General features: G+C 65.1%; 17 protein-coding genes. 7 read left to right on the top strand and 10 right to left on the bottom strand.

Annotated elements, in window-relative coordinates; genetic code table 11:
• Positions 1 to 31 precede the first annotated feature (31 nt).
• Positions 32 to 616: a cupin domain-containing protein gene (locus tag AC1DVI_RS14025; protein WP_145628397.1), complete on the bottom strand. Its 585-nt coding sequence runs from the start codon at positions 614 to 616 to the stop codon at positions 32 to 34.
• 140 nt (positions 617 to 756) lie between these two features.
• Here AC1DVI_RS14025 and gabD point away from each other — a divergent pair, with 140 nt between their 5' ends.
• From gabD to AC1DVI_RS14010, 3 genes are all read left to right on the top strand, one after another.
• On the top strand, positions 757 to 2,217 hold the full coding sequence (gene gabD / locus AC1DVI_RS14020; protein ID WP_476958484.1) for an NADP-dependent succinate-semialdehyde dehydrogenase: 1,461 nt from the start codon (positions 757 to 759) through the stop codon (positions 2,215 to 2,217).
• 28 nt (positions 2,218 to 2,245) lie between these two features.
• Positions 2,246 to 3,532, top strand: coding sequence for a 4-aminobutyrate--2-oxoglutarate transaminase (gene gabT, locus AC1DVI_RS14015; RefSeq protein WP_476958483.1), 1,287 nt, complete (start codon positions 2,246 to 2,248; stop codon positions 3,530 to 3,532).
• 145 nt (positions 3,533 to 3,677) lie between these two features.
• Complete coding sequence (locus tag AC1DVI_RS14010) at positions 3,678 to 4,538, top strand: hypothetical protein (RefSeq protein WP_476958482.1); 861 nt, start codon at positions 3,678 to 3,680, stop codon at positions 4,536 to 4,538.
• 193 nt (positions 4,539 to 4,731) lie between these two features.
• On the opposite strand, the gene AC1DVI_RS14005 is transcribed toward AC1DVI_RS14010, so the two are convergent.
• Complete coding sequence (locus AC1DVI_RS14005) at positions 4,732 to 4,980, bottom strand: hypothetical protein (RefSeq protein ID WP_476958503.1); 249 nt, start codon at positions 4,978 to 4,980, stop codon at positions 4,732 to 4,734.
• Between AC1DVI_RS14005 and AC1DVI_RS14000 the strand changes: the two genes are divergently transcribed.
• Positions 4,904 to 6,586 (top strand): methyl-accepting chemotaxis protein, encoded by a 1,683-nt coding sequence (locus AC1DVI_RS14000; protein ID WP_476958481.1) that lies wholly within the window; start codon positions 4,904 to 4,906, stop codon positions 6,584 to 6,586. The genes AC1DVI_RS14005 and AC1DVI_RS14000 overlap by 77 nt on opposite strands.
• A 101-nt stretch (positions 6,587 to 6,687) precedes the next feature.
• Here AC1DVI_RS14000 and AC1DVI_RS13995 read toward each other — a convergent pair whose 3' ends face one another.
• The 4 genes from AC1DVI_RS13995 to AC1DVI_RS13980 are packed head-to-tail and all read right to left on the bottom strand — an operon-like array spanning position 6,688 to position 8,665.
• Positions 6,688 to 7,053, bottom strand: coding sequence for a DUF1428 domain-containing protein (locus AC1DVI_RS13995; protein ID WP_149166927.1), 366 nt, complete (start codon positions 7,051 to 7,053; stop codon positions 6,688 to 6,690).
• A 42-nt stretch (positions 7,054 to 7,095) separates the two neighbouring features.
• Positions 7,096 to 7,530, bottom strand: a complete 435-nt coding sequence (locus tag AC1DVI_RS13990) for a VOC family protein (protein WP_476958480.1) — start codon at positions 7,528 to 7,530, stop codon at positions 7,096 to 7,098.
• Positions 7,531 to 7,563: 33 nt separating this feature from the next.
• Entirely contained in the window at positions 7,564 to 8,028 is a 465-nt protein-coding gene (locus AC1DVI_RS13985; protein WP_476958479.1) for an SRPBCC family protein, read from the bottom strand.
• Positions 8,015 to 8,665: a TetR/AcrR family transcriptional regulator gene (locus tag AC1DVI_RS13980; protein ID WP_476958478.1), complete on the bottom strand. Its 651-nt coding sequence runs from the start codon at positions 8,663 to 8,665 to the stop codon at positions 8,015 to 8,017. The genes AC1DVI_RS13985 and AC1DVI_RS13980 overlap by 14 nt, the downstream gene beginning before the upstream one ends.
• Positions 8,666 to 8,691: 26 nt before the next feature.
• On the opposite strand from AC1DVI_RS13980, the gene AC1DVI_RS13975 reads away from it, so the two are divergent.
• Positions 8,692 to 8,943 (top strand): hypothetical protein, encoded by a 252-nt coding sequence (locus AC1DVI_RS13975; RefSeq protein ID WP_476958477.1) that lies wholly within the window; start codon positions 8,692 to 8,694, stop codon positions 8,941 to 8,943.
• 123 nt (positions 8,944 to 9,066) lie between these two features.
• On the opposite strand, the gene AC1DVI_RS13970 is transcribed toward AC1DVI_RS13975, so the two are convergent.
• On the bottom strand, positions 9,067 to 9,705 hold the full coding sequence (locus AC1DVI_RS13970; protein WP_476958476.1) for a calcium-binding protein: 639 nt from the start codon (positions 9,703 to 9,705) through the stop codon (positions 9,067 to 9,069).
• A 267-nt stretch (positions 9,706 to 9,972) separates the two neighbouring features.
• Between AC1DVI_RS13970 and AC1DVI_RS13965 the strand changes: the two genes are divergently transcribed.
• On the top strand, positions 9,973 to 10,731 hold the full coding sequence (locus tag AC1DVI_RS13965) for a hypothetical protein (protein ID WP_476958475.1): 759 nt from the start codon (positions 9,973 to 9,975) through the stop codon (positions 10,729 to 10,731).
• Positions 10,732 to 10,810: 79 nt separating this feature from the next.
• On the opposite strand, the gene AC1DVI_RS13960 is transcribed toward AC1DVI_RS13965, so the two are convergent.
• The 3 genes from AC1DVI_RS13960 to rocF all read right to left on the bottom strand — a co-directional run bounded on the left by AC1DVI_RS13960 (position 10,811) and on the right by rocF (position 14,397).
• Positions 10,811 to 11,926, bottom strand: coding sequence for a M14 family metallopeptidase (locus tag AC1DVI_RS13960; RefSeq protein WP_476958474.1), 1,116 nt, complete (start codon positions 11,924 to 11,926; stop codon positions 10,811 to 10,813).
• 244 nt (positions 11,927 to 12,170) lie between these two features.
• Positions 12,171 to 13,388, bottom strand: coding sequence for an ornithine--oxo-acid transaminase (gene rocD / locus AC1DVI_RS13955; RefSeq protein ID WP_476958473.1), 1,218 nt, complete (start codon positions 13,386 to 13,388; stop codon positions 12,171 to 12,173).
• A 34-nt stretch (positions 13,389 to 13,422) separates the two neighbouring features.
• Positions 13,423 to 14,397, bottom strand: coding sequence for an arginase (gene rocF, locus AC1DVI_RS13950; protein WP_476958472.1), 975 nt, complete (start codon positions 14,395 to 14,397; stop codon positions 13,423 to 13,425).
• Between the two features lie 130 nt (positions 14,398 to 14,527).
• Between rocF and AC1DVI_RS13945 the strand changes: the two genes are divergently transcribed.
• Positions 14,528 to 14,956 (top strand): Lrp/AsnC family transcriptional regulator, encoded by a 429-nt coding sequence (locus AC1DVI_RS13945; protein WP_014198205.1) that lies wholly within the window; start codon positions 14,528 to 14,530, stop codon positions 14,954 to 14,956.
• The last annotated feature ends 5 nt before the right edge of the window (positions 14,957 to 14,961 follow it).

Here is a 14,961-nt window from a genome sequence, read left to right as displayed (position 1 = left end):
CCGGCCTTTCCTCAAATCCGGTGGAGTGATGTCACAGGTACGGCGGGGTGCAGGCGCTGATGATTTCGCATTCCTCGTCGCCGAGGTTGCGGAAGCGGTGCGGAATGCGGCTGTCGAACAGATAGGCGTCGCCGGGACCGAGGATCTCCTTGCGGTCGCCGACCGTCAGCTCGATCCGGCCCTTGATGATGACGCCGCCCTCCTCCGATTCGTGCTGGAGCATGGTGCGACCGCCGGTGTCGGCGCCGGGGGCGTACTTCTCGTGCAGCACCTGGAGGTTGCGGCCGCGCAGGTCGCCGACCTGCCGGAAGGAGATCGAGCCGACCCGGCTCTTCACCAATCCGGTCAGTTCGACCAGATCGCCGCCCTTGAAGAAGATCTGCTCGCGCGGCGGCAGGTCGTCCGAGGAGAAGAACTCCGCCAGGGTCATCGGAATGCCCTGGAGCACCTTGCGCAGCGAGGAGACGGACGGGCTGCACCGGTTCTGTTCGATCAGCGAGATGGTGCCGTTGGTCACGCCCGCCCGTTGCGCCAACTGGCGCTGGGACAGGGCGTTCGCTTCCCGAACCTGCTTCAGGCGCGCGCCCACGTTGAAATCGACAGCGTCCACATCCATGGATCGGTTCCTCGCTCCTGACCGGAAGGCATACCGGATTCGCGTGTGTGCGTCATCAAAAACTCAACACCCGATTAGGGTTGTTTAATTTATTAAACATGGGTACGCTCCCGTCACATCGCAAATCGAGGCTGATTCCCATGCTGTCGCTGAACGACCAGAGCCTTCTTCGGACGCAAGCCTATGTGAACGGCGCGTGGCGCGACGCCTTCTCCGGCAAGACCTTCGCGGTCACCAACCCGGCGACGGGCGAGGAACTGGCCCGGGTCGCCGACGTCGGCGCGGAAGAGACGCGGCAGGCCATCAACGCCGCCGACGCCGCCCTGCCCGCTTGGCGCGCCAAGACGGCGAAGGAGCGCGCGGCCATCCTGCGCCGCTGGTTCGAGCTGATCATGGCGGCGCAGGAGGATCTGGCCGTCCTGATGACGCTGGAGCAGGGCAAGCCGCTGGCCGAGGCCCGCGGCGAGGTCGCCTACGGCGCCAGCTTCATCGAGTGGTTCGCCGAGGAGGGCAAGCGGGTCTACGGCGACGTGATCCCCAGCTTCGCCGGCAACAAGCGCATCGTCGTCCTGAAGGAGCCGATCGGCGTCGTCGCGGCGATCACCCCGTGGAACTTCCCCAACGCGATGATCACCCGCAAGGTCGGCCCGGCGCTGGCCGCCGGCTGCACCATCGTGGTCAAGCCGGCGGAGGACACCCCGCTGTCCGCCCTGGCGCTGGCCGAGCTGGCCGAGCGCGCGGGCGTTCCGGCCGGGGTGTTTAACATCGTCACCGGGTCCGACCCGGTCGCCATCGGCGGCGAGCTGACCGCCAGCCCGATCGTGCGCAAGCTGTCCTTCACCGGCTCGACCGAGGTCGGCAAGATCCTGATGCGCCAGTCCGCCGACACGGTGAAGAAGGTGTCGCTGGAGCTGGGCGGCAACGCGCCCTTCATCGTGTTCGACGACGCCGACCTGGACGAGGCGGTCAAGGGTGCCTTGGCGTCCAAGTACCGCAACTCCGGCCAGACCTGCGTCTGCGCGAACCGCCTGCTGGTCCAGGCCGGCGTCTACGACGCCTTCGCCGCCAAGCTGGCCGAGGCGGTGAAGCAGATCCGCGTCGGCAACGGCATGGAGGCCGGGGTCACCCAGGGCCCGATGATCAACAGCCAGGCCGTCGAGAAGGTCGAGGAGCTGATGGGCGACGCGCTGGCCAAGGGCGCCACGGTCGCTCTCGGCGGCAAGCGCCATGGCTTGGGAGGCACCTTCTTCGAGCCGACGATCCTGACCGGCGTCACCACCGAGATGCGCGTGGCCCGTGAGGAAATCTTCGGCCCGGTGGCCCCGCTGTTCAAGTTCGAGACGGAGGCCGACGCCATCCGCATGGCGAACGATACCGAGTTCGGTCTGGCGGCCTATTTCTACAGCCGGGACATCGGCCGGGTGTGGCGCGTGGCCGAGCGGCTGGAATACGGCATGGTCGGCATCAACGAAGGCATCCTGTCGACCGAAGTCGCGCCGTTCGGCGGCATCAAGCAGTCGGGCATCGGGCGGGAAGGCTCCAAGTACGGTGTGGAGGACTTCCTGGAGATCAAGTACCTGTGCGTCGGCCTGGGCGCCTGACGCCATCCTTTCCAATCGGGGGTTTGAGATGAGCAACCAGTCCTTCCAGGATCGTCGCAACGTCGCCGTTCCGCGCGGCCTCGCCAACGCCATGCCGGTCTATGTCGACCGCGCCGAGAACGCCGAGCTGTGGGACGTCGAGGGCAACCGCTTCATCGACTTCGCGGGCGGCATCGCGGTGCTGAACACCGGCCACCGCCATCCGAAGATCATCGAGGCGGTGAAGGCCCAGCTCGACCGCTTCACCCACACCTGCGCGATGGTCACGCCGTATGAGTCCTTCGTGACCCTGGCGGAGCGGTTGAACGCGCTGGTTCCGGGCTCCACGCCAAAGAAGACCGCCTTCTTCACCACGGGTGCCGAAGCCGTCGAGAACGCGGTGAAGATCGCCCGCGCCCACACCGGCCGTCCGGGCGTGATCGCCTTCTCCGGCGCCTTCCACGGCCGCACGCTGCTGGCGATGGCGCTGACCGGCAAGGTCGTGCCCTACAAGGTCGGCTTCGGTCCCTTCCCGGCCGAGGTCTACCACGCGCCCTTCCCCAACGCCTACCGCGGGGTCAGCGTCAAGGACAGCCTGACGGCGCTGGAGCAGCTGTTCAAATCGGACGTGGACGCCACCCGCGTCGCCGCGATCATCGTAGAGCCGGTGCAGGGTGAGGGCGGCTTCAACATCGCCCCGCCGGAGTTCCTGCAGGCCCTGCGCAAGATCTGCGACGACAACGGCATCCTGCTGATCATCGACGAGATCCAGACCGGCTTCGCCCGCACCGGCAAGATGTTCGCCATCGAGCATTCCGGCGTCGAGCCCGACCTGATGACCATGGCGAAGAGCCTGGCCGGCGGTTTCCCGCTGTCGGCGGTCACCGGCAAGGCAGAGATCATGGACGCCCCGATCCCCGGCGGCATCGGCGGCACCTACGCCGGCAGCCCGCTGGCGACCACCGCGGCGTTGGCCGTGCTGGACGTCATCGAGGAGGAGAAGCTGATCCAGCGCTCCAACGACCTGGGCGAGCGCATCGCCGGCCGCTTCCGCACCATGGCCCAGCGCAACACGCTGTCGGTGATCGGCGACGTGCGCAACCTGGGCGGCATGATCGCCATGGAGCTGGTGAAGGACCGCGGCACCAAGGAGCCGGCGCCGGAGCTGACCAAGGCGCTGGTCGCCAAGGCGGCGGAGAAGGGCCTCGTCCTGCTGTCCTGCGGCACCTACGGCAACGTGATCCGCATCCTGGTTCCGCTGACCGCGTCGGACGCGCTGGTGGACGAGGGCCTGGACATCATCGAGCGCTCCCTGGAGGAGCTGGTGTCGGCCTGAAGCCGCGACCTGATTTTTCAGTCCCGATTTTTCAATGAAGTCCCCTGACTGCACGCCCTCCTTCCCACATGGGGAGGAGGGTTTCTTTTTGTGCGCCCGCCCGCCCACGCTTTAGGATGAGCCCGCGGGGCGGAGGGACGGGCGCATGGCCGGCGGGATCGACATCGTCATCATCAAGAAGAACGGGCTGGCCGACGCCGGGGCCAGCGTCTTCGCCGAGGTCGCGGAAACCCTGCGTTTTGCGCTGCGTCGCCTGGGCATCGACGCGGAGATCGTGTGGAACCGCGTCGGCCGGCGACGCCGCGCCATCGTCCTGGGCGGGCACGATCTGACGCCGGAGGAAGGCGACCGGTTGCCCAGCGGCACCATCCTCTACAATCTGGAGCAGATCGCCACGCTCCACCCCCGCAACGCCCATTATCTGGACCTGCTGCGCCGCTGCCGTGTGTGGGACTACAGCCCGCGCAACATCGCCGATCTGGCCCGACAGGGCATCCGGGCGCGCCTCGTCCCAATCGGGCATGCCGACGAGATGACCCGTATCCCGAACAGCCCCTCGCCCGGCATCGACGTGCTGTTCTACGGCGCCGTGAACCCGCGCCGCCGCGCCATCCTCGACGCGCTGGGCGAGCGCGGCCTGACCGTGGTCAGCCTCCAGCATTATTACGGGGCGCTGCGCGACCGCTTCGTCGCCGACGCGAAGCTGGTGCTGAACCTGCATTACTACGAGGCGGGCATCTTCGAGATCGTCCGCGTCTCGCACCTGCTGTCGAACCGCAAGGCGGTGCTGGCCGAGCGCCACCCCGACACCGAAATCGACCCCGACCTGCTGGGCGCCATGGCCTTCGCCCCCTACGACGGGTTGGTCGAGGCGGCCTGCGCGCTGGTCGCCGACGGTGCGCGGCGGGAGGCGCTGGCCGAGGCGGGGTTGCGGTGCATGAGGGGGCGGGATGCGGTGGAAGTGATGTGCGGCGCCGCTGCGGACCTCGGCATCCCCGACTTTTGAATGGGCATGCACAACCGGCCCATGAGGGAAGCGGACGTCCTTGGCCCCCTTCCTTCCGCCAAAGGAAGGTTTATCTCCCAGCGCAACACCTCCGCGATCAGATCCTCAGGAGAAAGCCCTTTTTGATTGTATTTCCTGTTTGTGTTTTTACGAAGACGCCGCGCGCTCATCGATTCTCTATTGAGACAAGAATTCAGAGAACAATTATCGAGAATTGCAAAAATATGAGCGGTGATTTTTCAAATTTAATCCCACCTCTTTTGATTTTTATTAACTCGCCCGCTTTAGCTCTCATGGCATGGGAGGATGAGCGCCGCTCTGAAAGACACCTCTTCATAAAATTGGAACCGACGGAAGGGATTGGAATGTTGTCCAAGTTGACCATAAAATCAAAAGTTGCGATTGTTTTCTTCATTCTGGCGGTGGCGATGATCGGTTCCAACCTCCTGTCCATCAACCGCCTCTCGGCCGTGAACGATCTCACGACGGAGAGTGAGGAGAATTGGATGCCGAGCGCGGTGCTTTTGGGCACGCTGAACACCAACACCTCCGATTACCGCATCCTGGAAGTGTCGCACATCCTGGCCGCCAGCGCCGAGGAGATGGCCACGATCGAGCGGAACCTCGCGGCCATGAAGGCGACGGTGCAGAACGGCCGCGCCAAGTATGAAACGTTCATTTCCTCCCCCGAGGAGCGCCGCGTCTACGAGCAGTTCGGCCAGAACTGGGATCGCTATCTCACCCTCGGCAGCCAGGTCATCGAACTGTCCCGCAACAAGGACACGGACAAGGCGGCGGATATCCTCCGGAATGCGTCGCGAACGCTGTTCGACACGGCGTCCGGCAATCTGATCGAGTTGATCGGCATCAACGCCCAGGGATCGGCGGAGGCCAGCCGGCAAGGCGACGCCATATACGGCACCGCCCGCATGCTTCTGATCGCGGCTTTCATCCTCGGCACGCTCGTCTGCCTGGTCGGAGCGCTGACGATGATCCGCGGCGTGTCCGCCCCGATCGCCGCGATGACCGAGGCGATGCGGCGTCTGGCCGGCGGCGACAGGACCGTCGCGATCCCCTCCGTCGAACGGAAGGACGAGATCGGCGCCATGGCTTCGGCCGTCCAGGTCTTCAAGGAGAGCATGATCGAACGCGAACGCTTGGCCGCCGAGCAGGAAGCCGAGCGGATCGCCAAGGAAAAGCGCACCATGGAGGTCGAGCGCCTGATCGAGGGCTTCGACCGGACGGTGTCGAATGTCCTGGGCAGTGTGGCGTCGGCTTCCACCGAACTCAGCCGGACGGCCGGAAGCATGGTCGATCTGGCCCACCAGACCAACCAGCAGGCCGGCTCGTCGGCCGCCGCGGCGGAACAGACGTCCGCCAACGTGCAGACGGTCGCCGCGGCGACGGAGGAAATGGCCGCCTCCACCCAGGAGATTGCCCGTCAGGTGTCGCGGTCCACGGAGGTCGCCGAGCGGGCCGTGCAGGAGGCCCAGCAGACCGGCGTGACGGTGCGCGGTCTGGCGGACGCGACCAACCGCATCGGCGAGGTGGTGAAGCTGATCAGCGACATCGCCAGCCAGACCAACCTTCTGGCGCTGAACGCGACCATCGAGGCCGCAAGGGCCGGCGAGGCCGGCAAGGGATTCGCCGTCGTCGCCAGCGAGGTGAAGGCGCTCGCCAACCAGACGGGCAAGGCCACGGAGGAGATCGCCACGCAGATCGCCAGCGTCCAGTCGGCCACGAGCGGCACCGTCACCGCCATCGAGGGAATCGGGCAGACCATCACCAGCATCAACGAGATCGCCGCGACCATCGCCGCCGCCATCGAGGAGCAGAACGCCACGACCGGCGAGATCACCCGCAACGTCCAACAGGCGGCCCAGGGCACCCAGCAGGTCAGCGACAACGTCCTCCAGGTCAACCAGGGGGCGACGCAGACGGGTGCGGCGGCGACTCAGGTGCTCGGTGCGTCCGACGAGTTGGCGCGCCAGTCCGAAACCCTGCGCCGCGAGGTCGAAACCTTCCTCGCCGGCATCCGCGCCGCCTGACGCGGCCCAGGCGGTTGCCGAGCGAACGAGGCCCTTCCTTGCCGGCGCGGCAAGGAAGGGCCTTCGCATTACACGTCAGCTTCCGAGTCGGCCGGGATCGCTCACAGCTCCACGACCGGCGCGAAGCCGCCGAAGATCAGCCGTTTCCCATCGAAGGGCATCGGGTTCGTCTCCGGGCTGAACCGCTCGTCGGTCTTCATCAGCTCTTCCATCCGCTTCATGGCGGCGTCCCGCGTCGCCTTGTCCGGCCATTCGATCCAGGAGAAGACGACCGTCTCGTCCTCCGTCGCCTGCACCGCCCGGCGGAAATCAGTGAGCTTGCCGTTGGGCACATCGTCGCCCCAGCATTCGAGGACGCGCGTCGCGCCAAGCTCCTTGAACACGCTGTCGGCCTTGTTCGCGTGGTCGATGAAGGCCTGCTTGTTGGCCGTCGGAACCGCGATGACGAACCCGTCGATGTAAGCCATGTCCTTCCTCCCCTTGTTTGTTTGAAGTTGCGGCCCAGCCCGTCAGGACGCCGCCGCGTCCGGGCATTTCGCGCCGGTGTGGTTCAGCATCCAGGGCGTGCCGAAGCGGTCGGTGACCATGGCGAAGCGCTCGGCCCAGAAGGTCTCGCCCGGCGGCATCTCCACGGACCGGGCGTCCTTCGCCAGCACCGCGAAGATGCGGTCGAACTCGGCGAGCGACGGCGGGGCGATCTGCACCCGGAATCCCTGGGGCTTGCTGTACATGCTGTCCGGCGAGTCGGACGCCATCACCGTGGTCGTCCCCAGCTTCACCATCATGTTCATCACAAGGTGATCGCCGCCGGGCATCCGGCTGTCCGCATCCGGGGCGTCGCCGTTGCGGAACACATAGACGACCTCGCCGCCGAGGGTCTCGGCGTAGTGGGTCATCGCCTCCAGGCAGGTCCCGTTGAAGAACAGGTAGATCGTCGGTTCCATGGTTTCGTTTCCTCCCGGTAAGAGTGTTTTGAGTCAGAGCGTCTTGGCGAGGGCTTCGAGCTGGTCGGTCGCTTTGCCCCAGCCTTCGTGAAAGCCCATTTTCTCGTGCTCGTCGCGCGCCTCGACGCTCCAGTGCATGGCGCGCGCGGTGTAGAGGGTCTGGCCGTCGCCCGCGTCCTCGAACCGCACGTCGGCGGTCATGAAGGCCCGGCCCGACGGCCGCCAGCCGGGGCGGAAGGCGTCGGTGAAAACCAGACGCCGCCCCTCCTCCACGTCGAGGAAGACGCCGGGCTCGCCGAAGGATTCGCCGTTCGGGCCGTTCATCAACGTGAAGAACTCGCCGCCCGGCCGCAGGTCCATCCGTGCCTCGGACACGAACCAGGGCTTGGGGCAGAACCACTGTTTCAGCAGCTCGGGTTCGGTCCAGCAGCGCCACAGCGCGCCGCGCGGCGCGTCGAGGCTGCGGGTCAGAACGAGGTCGCGCTCAACATCCGTCATGGGGATTCCCTTTCGAACGGGGCTGTGAAAAGAGCAGCGTGAGGTAGCGTTTCAGGTGATCGACGCTGTCCAGCGCCTCGTCCCGCCCGCCCGTCGCCTTGGCGAGGATGAAGGCGCCCTGGAGCACGGCCTGGGTGTGCCGCGCAAGGCTCGCCGGGGTCCAGTCGGCCTCGATCCCGCGCGCCGCCATGGCCGCCGCGATGTCCGGTTCGAGCGTCGCCGCGTGGCCGAAGATGCTGGCGGCGCAGGCGTCGCGGATCGCCGGATGCGACCCGTAGACCTCCTGCGTCATGGTCCCGACGAGACAGGTGAATTCGGCGGGATCGCCGTCGATGATCTCCTTGCGGAATTCGACATAGCCGAACAGCCGGTCGAGCGGGTCTTCAAGCCGCCGGTACGGCGCGTTCGCGAAGAAGGCCGAGGTGGTTTCCGCCCAATAGGCGGCGGCGGCGACGCCGAGCGCTTCCTTGGTCTCGAAATGATGGAAGAACGCGCCCTTGGTGACCCCCGCCACCTTGCAGAGATCATCGACGGAGGTTGCTGCGAAGCCCTTGGCCCGGATGACGTCCCGCGCCGCTTCGAGAAGCCGGGTGCGGGCATCGCCGCGTTCGGGGTGATGTTTGGCAGGTCTCGGCATGGCTGAAACCATACCGGCCGGTTGGTATGTGCGTCAAGCATGAGAAGCCCCGCCACGAAATCCGCCGCGCGATTCTCGACGCGCTGGGCGGGCGCCTGCCAACGGCCGTCTGTCGCCGGCATTGTTGCGGAGGGCTCCGCAATCGCTCCGCCACCGACGCGAATCTGGTGCTGAACCTGCATTTCTACGAGGCGGGCATCTTCGAAGCCGTCCGCGCCCACCTCCTATCGAACCGCAGAACCGTACAGCTCGGGCGCGATGCGGTGGTTCACCTTTAAATGGCCTAATGCTTCCAGCCACAATCTGTTTAGAACAGACATGATCTCAAAATATTCATTATATGAAATGAACTGGCGAAAATCATATTCGCCAGTTCATTTTTTCATTTTATTCTCAATGTATTATGGCAGGCCAAGATAGCCCCAGAGGGATGTCGTATAACTGCCCACCTGAATATATTCGACTTCTCCGGATCCATGCCCAGCGCCATTGAAATAACCCTGGATCACCACGCCGTCGCTGATACCATTGGCCGCGTCAGCATCCGTATATATAACCAAGTTGTTCGAATTGCTTGAATCCAAAGCAAAACGAAGGTCGTAAATAGAAGAAACATCATTGATCACAAGCTTGTCGCTTGTTCCACTGGCATCGACAATCCAAGAAAGGCCAGTATCGTTATAATAGTGAATGTACGCATCATTCCCATCGCCACCGGCAAGGACATCGCGAAAGCCCGAAGCACCGCCATTGAGCGTATCGTTACCAGCCTCCCCTTCGAGCCAGTCATCTCCGCTGCCACCGAGAAGGTTGTCATTGCCGGTCCAGCCTAACAGTGTGTCATTGCCGGCACCGCCATTGAGCATGTCATTACCCGGATTGCCATCAAGGTAATCGTTACCGTCGCCACCGTCGATGTAATCGTCAAGATTCCCGCCAACAATATAGTTGTCGAGATTATTACCATAAATAGACCAAGACTCACTTGGGTTGCTCGCAGTCCAGCTAACCTGAGTAGACGTGAGAGAGTAATACCCCATTATACACACTCCTTGTTTCTTTGGTTTAAGACAGCGATACGGTCACACCTATCTCATGGAATTGCCATGACCACAATGGAATTTTATTCATGCATATGAATTACTTAGGAATCGAAGCATTTCGATGAAATCGAAATTAAGAGTGTATTAACATATTTACGCGAATATATGCATTGATGATGCATCTCTTAGATACCTAATGCTTAGTTTTCTAAGCAATGTCTGTACAACAGGCGCATATAACGCATACGGACGAAGGAGGAGAAGGTGATTATCTCGGATTTATCAGGAACCGCCGCTACGGCAAGGACAACCACGGCATTGCCCCCCTCAGGCACCGCAGCAGCAAAAAACGCGGGCGCTCAGGCTGTCAGCCAAGAAAACCCCCAAAGAGATTCTGTTTCTCTTAGCCCTCTTGCTTCTGAATTGAAGGGAGATTCACTTAAAGTATTTTCGCAATTATCCACCGAGGACCGAACAAAGCTTGGCAGTCTGGTTGCAACCGGAGCGATGAGTGCGCAGGAAGTAGGACTTGCTTTAACCAGCCAGTTGAAGCAACAGCGTGCGACCACATTCTGGGGCGAGGCATCCAAAGCCGTTGCATCCCTTTCGGGTCAAGCCGGCGCTCAATCATCCGGATCACTCGACATTTCGTTCGACGAGCTTTCTCGCGCATCGGCGCGCCGTTCCGCAGTCAAGAACAGCGGCATGTCTGGCAACGAAGAACTCAATGCCATGAAGCAAATGCAAAAAGAATTCTTTGGCAACAATAAAGATCTCGATTCCTTTGAATCCGCCAAGAAATCATTTGGAAATCTTGATACGCCATACTTCATGAATGCTGGCGACGAACGCTATGTACAAAGCGACGAAGAACGTGAGGCGGGTCGACGGTTAAACGAGCTTGGGTTCAAATCAGAAAATTTTGATTCGGCTATCTCGATGCTGGCGCAGGCGGATGTGAACGAACACATGAAGGAAAACGAAAAACTTCTTGATAAGATCAAATCTGGATCGGCACCGTAATAGATCCCGGTCTTGTGAGCGTATTCAACGCCGCCACGTTGAAGTCAAATCTCGTAGAAACTCAGAAAGCGATGACGACTCACGCGCTCAGCAACGGCCCCGTCCGCCGCAGCGTCGTCCCCGCCACCTTGGCGATCCGCTTGCCCGCCAGGGTGAAGCGGGTCGCGCTGTGGGCGTAGAGCACGCCCGCCGACTCGCTGCGCACCGGAGTCAGCGCGCCGGTCAGCGGGTCGAGGATGTCGGCGACCACGGCGCCGGCCGCCACGCGGTCGCCCGCCTTGTGATGGAAGACCACCACGCCGCCCACCGGGGCGGTCAGCGGTTCGGAGGATTCCAGCGGGGTCGGGGCGCACAGCGGCTCCGGCAGGGCCGGCGGCTCGCCGGACAGGACGCCGGCGTGGGTGAGGAAGCCGGCGATGGCCCGGGCGTCCGCTTCGCCCTGGGCGTGCTCCACGTCGGCCTGCCCGCGCAGTTCCACGGTCACCGAATGGCAGCCGAAGGGGATCGGGCGGTCGGGGAAGCGCTTGGCAAGCTCGTTCCAGGGGCGGCTGACCGCCTCGTCAAAGGGGTCGCCGCCGGATTCCTCGGCCAGGAAGACCGCCTGCGCGCCGAGAAGCCGCTGCAACGGGGCGAAGGCCTCCGCCGAGGGCGTCAGGGTGTAGAGGTGCATCACCGCTTCCAGGTCGCAATGCAGGTCCAGCACCCAATCGGCCTGGAGCGCGAGGCCCAGAAGACGGTGCTTCATGTGCTCCGTCTCGGTGCGCGGGGTGCGCTCGGCCAGGGCGTCGGCCAGGGCGGCGCGGATGGCGGCCTTGTTGGCCTCGCCGTCGTCGGTCAGGCGGTCGGCCACGCGCTCGGCCACCGCCTCGGTCAGGTGGGGGTAGTCGCGGTTGAAGTTCTTGCCGTCGTCCTGGTCGAAGCGGCCCAGATGATGGTCCATCAGCGACTGGCCCAGCCCCACCGGGTTGGCGACGGGGACGAGGATCACCTCGCCGGCGATCCGCCCCTCGGCCTCCAGCGCGGTCAGGATGCGGCGCAGCTTGTCGGCCACCAGCATCGCCGGGATCTCGTCGGCGTGCAGCGACGCCTGGATGTAGGCGCAGGGCCGCGCGCCCGCCGTGCCGAAGCGCTGGACGGTCAGGGTCCGCCGGGTGCCGGGGGTGGCGGACGGGAGGTCGATGATGGCGCTGTGCATGGCGGATCGCTGCCGGATGAATGAGAAGCCCGCCCCACCGTGGCGAAGGCCGGGGCGGGCCGCAAGCGCCTTTTGCGCCGGGCTGTCGCGTTTGACGTTCCCTCTCCCCTCTGGGGAGAGGGTTTGGGTGAGGGGGTTGCGCGTGGCGCCACGTCCGGCACAAGCGCAACCCCCTCACCGGCCCTCCGGGCCACCCTCTCCCCGGAGGGGAGAGGGTTAAAAGCCGAGCGATGACCCCGGCCCTTTACGGAAGGGCGGTTCCCGTCAGCACGGCGTCGAACTGCTCCAGCGCCCAATCGACCTGCTCGCGGGTGATGACCAGCGGCGGGGCGATGCGGATGGTGTGGTCGTGGGTGTCCTTCGCCAGCACACCGCGCGCCCGCAGCGCCTCGCAATAGCGGCGCGCCCCGCCCGCCTCCGGGTGAAGCTCCACCGCCAGCATCAGGCCGCGCCCGCGCGTCTCGCGGATCACATTGCTGCGGATGGCGCCGAGCCGCTCCAGAAAATAGGCGCCCTGGGCGGCGGCGTTGTCGATCATGCCCTCCTCCACCAGCACCCGCATGGCGGCGCGGGCGACGGCGCAGGCCAGCGGGTTGCCGCCGAAGGTGCTGCCGTGCTGGCCGGGCTTCAGCACGCCCAGCACCTCGGAGTTCGACAGCACCGCCGACACCGGGTAGAAGCCGCCGGACAGCGCCTTGCCGATCAGGGTGACATCGGCCTCCACCCCCTCATGCTCCTCGGCCAGCAGTTTGCCGGTGCGGCCAAGCCCGGTCTGGATCTCGTCCAGGATCATCACGACGTTGCGCTCCGTGCACAGGTCGCGCACCCGGCGCAGATAGCCGGCGGGCGGGATGACCACCCCGGCCTCGCCCTGGATCGGCTCCAGCAGGACGGCTACCGTGTTGGGGGTCAGCGCCGCCTCCAGCGCCGCCGCGTCGCCGAAGGGCACGGTGCGGAAGCCCGGCGTGAAGGGGCCGAAGCCGCCGCGGGCGTCCGGGTCGGTGCTGAAGCTGACGATGGTGATGGTGCGGCCGTGAAAATTGTCGGAGCAAACGATGATCTCCGCCTGGTTCTCCGGCACGCCGCGCACCTCGTAACCCCATTTGCGCACCGTCTTGATCGCCGACTCCACCGCCTCCGCCCCGCTGTTCATCGGCAGGATCTTGTGGGAGCCGGTCAGCGCCGCCAGCTCCTCGTAGAACGGCGCCAGCTGGTCGTTGCGGAAGGCGCGCGAGGTCAGGGTCAGCTTGGACGCCTGTTGCACCATCGCTTCCAAAATCTTCGGGTGGCAATGGCCCTGGTTGACGGCGGAATAGGCCGACAGGCAGTCGAGGTAGCGGTTGCCCTCGGTGTCCCAGACATACACGCCCTCGCCGCGCGCCAGCACGACGTCCAGCGGCTTGTAATTGTGGGCGCCCAGGCGGTGTTCGGTCCCGATCAGGTCGGCGGCGTGCTGAAGCATGGCGTTCTCTCCGGGGTTGTTTCTTATCGGAACGTCAGACGGCTTGGCCGCCGATCTGCGACTGGGTGACAGCGGGGTCGATGATGCGGCGCCCGAACAGGCTCGCCACCAGATCGACCAGCAGCAAGGCGCTCTTGCCCCGCTCGTCGAGGAACGGGTTCAGCTCCACCACGTCCAGCGAGCCGACGACGCCCGCGTCGTGCAGCATCTCCATGATCAGGTGCGCCTCGCGGTAGGTCGCTCCGCCCAGCACCGCCGTGCCCACCGCGGGCGCGATGGCGGGGTCGAGGAAATCGACGTCCAGGCTGACATGCAGGTGGCCGCCGGCCTGCCGCACCCGCTCGATGATGCGGCGCATGTGGACGCCGACGCCGTGCTCGTCGATCAGCCGCATGTCCACCACGTCCACCCCGCGGGCGCGCAGCAGGCGCCGCTCGCCGGGGTCGAGGGAGCGGATGCCGAACAGATGCACATGGGCCGGGTTCACGGTGGCCCGCTGCTCCGGCGGGAACACGTCGTCGAAGCCGTCCTCCCCGCACAGCAGGGCCACCGGCATCCCGTGCATGTTGCCGGACGGCGAGGTGTGGGGGGTGTTGAAGTCGCCGTGGGCGTCGAGCCACAGGACGAACAGCGGCTTGCCGGCCTCGCGGCAATGGCGGGCCACCCCGGTGACCGAGCCCATGGACAGGCTGTGGTCGCCGCCCAGGAACACCGGCACGCCACCGCCCTGCATCATGGCGTAGGAGCGGTCGGCCAGAGCCCGCGACCAAGCGGTGATCTCCGCCAGACGGGCCGTGGCGGCGTCGCCCGCCGCCCAGGGGTCGGGGGTCAGGTCGCCAAGATCGCGGACCTCGTGCCCAAGCTCGCGCAGGGCGCGGACCAGCCCGGCCGTGCGCAGCGACGCCGGCCCCATCAGGGCGCCGGGATGGCCGGCCCCCGCCTCGATGGGAACGCCGATGATCTCCACGAAGCGCTGATCGTTCCGATCCTCCGACCCCTGCGACGCCATGCCGTCCCTCTCCCTGTTCGAAACGCCCTCCCATGACTATCGGGGGCGGGAGAGGCGACAGAAAGACGGAAAAGTGCCAACAAACGGCGGCGTTTTTGACAGTTTGGCAAGTCCAATTTATCATTCCGGCATGGACGACCTGGACCACCGCTTGCTGGGCCTGCTGCGCGCCGACGCGCGCCAGCCCGTCGCCGGCCTCGCCGCCGCGCTGAAGGTGTCGCGCGCGACCGTGCGCGCCCGCATCGACCGTCTGGTCGAGAGCGGGGTGATTGCCGGCTTCACGGTGCTGCTGCGCAAGGATTTGCGGCCCGCCATGGTCCGGGCCATCACGATGATCGAGGTCGAGGGTCGCGCCGCCGAGACGGTCATCGCCCGCCTGCACGGCTTTCCGGAGGTGCGGACGGTCTACACGACCAACGGGCGCTGGGACGTCGTCGCTGAAATCGAAACGGAGTCGCTGGAGGCCTTCGACGACACGCTGCGCCGCGTCCGGCAGATTGCCGGCATCGCCTCCACCGAGACCAGCATCCTGCTCTCCGCCCGCAAGGCAGTGCTGTAGCCTAC

Source organism: Azospirillum sp. P4_B5 (genome assembly GCF_056402275.1).
This window is presented reverse-complemented; position numbering and strand designations above follow the sequence as displayed.

Excerpts from the sequence above, each read along its gene's own strand:
- AC1DVI_RS13995 (WP_149166927.1), bottom strand. The coding sequence starts at position 7,053 with ATGGCTTACATCGACGGGTTCGTCATCGCGGTTCCGACGGCCAACAAG.
- AC1DVI_RS13990 (WP_476958480.1), bottom strand. The coding sequence starts at position 7,530 with ATGGAACCGACGATCTACCTGTTCTTCAACGGGACCTGCCTGGAGGCG.
- AC1DVI_RS13960 (WP_476958474.1), bottom strand. The coding sequence starts at position 11,926 with ATGCACAGCGCCATCATCGACCTCCCGTCCGCCACCCCCGGCACCCGG.
- AC1DVI_RS13975 (WP_476958477.1), top strand. The coding sequence starts at position 8,692 with ATGTGCGTCAAGCATGAGAAGCCCCGCCACGAAATCCGCCGCGCGATT.
- rocD (WP_476958473.1), bottom strand. The coding sequence starts at position 13,388 with ATGCTTCAGCACGCCGCCGACCTGATCGGGACCGAACACCGCCTGGGC.
- AC1DVI_RS13980 (WP_476958478.1), bottom strand. The coding sequence starts at position 8,665 with ATGCCGAGACCTGCCAAACATCACCCCGAACGCGGCGATGCCCGCACC.
- AC1DVI_RS13970 (WP_476958476.1), bottom strand. The coding sequence starts at position 9,705 with ATGGGGTATTACTCTCTCACGTCTACTCAGGTTAGCTGGACTGCGAGC.
- gabT (WP_476958483.1), top strand. The coding sequence starts at position 2,246 with ATGAGCAACCAGTCCTTCCAGGATCGTCGCAACGTCGCCGTTCCGCGC.
- rocF (WP_476958472.1), bottom strand. The coding sequence starts at position 14,397 with ATGGCGTCGCAGGGGTCGGAGGATCGGAACGATCAGCGCTTCGTGGAG.
- AC1DVI_RS13985 (WP_476958479.1), bottom strand. The coding sequence starts at position 8,028 with ATGACGGATGTTGAGCGCGACCTCGTTCTGACCCGCAGCCTCGACGCG.
- AC1DVI_RS13945 (WP_014198205.1), top strand. The coding sequence starts at position 14,528 with ATGGACGACCTGGACCACCGCTTGCTGGGCCTGCTGCGCGCCGACGCG.
- AC1DVI_RS14025 (WP_145628397.1), bottom strand. The coding sequence starts at position 616 with ATGGATGTGGACGCTGTCGATTTCAACGTGGGCGCGCGCCTGAAGCAG.
- AC1DVI_RS14000 (WP_476958481.1), top strand. The coding sequence starts at position 4,904 with ATGTTGTCCAAGTTGACCATAAAATCAAAAGTTGCGATTGTTTTCTTC.
- AC1DVI_RS14010 (WP_476958482.1), top strand. The coding sequence starts at position 3,678 with ATGGCCGGCGGGATCGACATCGTCATCATCAAGAAGAACGGGCTGGCC.
- gabD (WP_476958484.1), top strand. The coding sequence starts at position 757 with ATGCTGTCGCTGAACGACCAGAGCCTTCTTCGGACGCAAGCCTATGTG.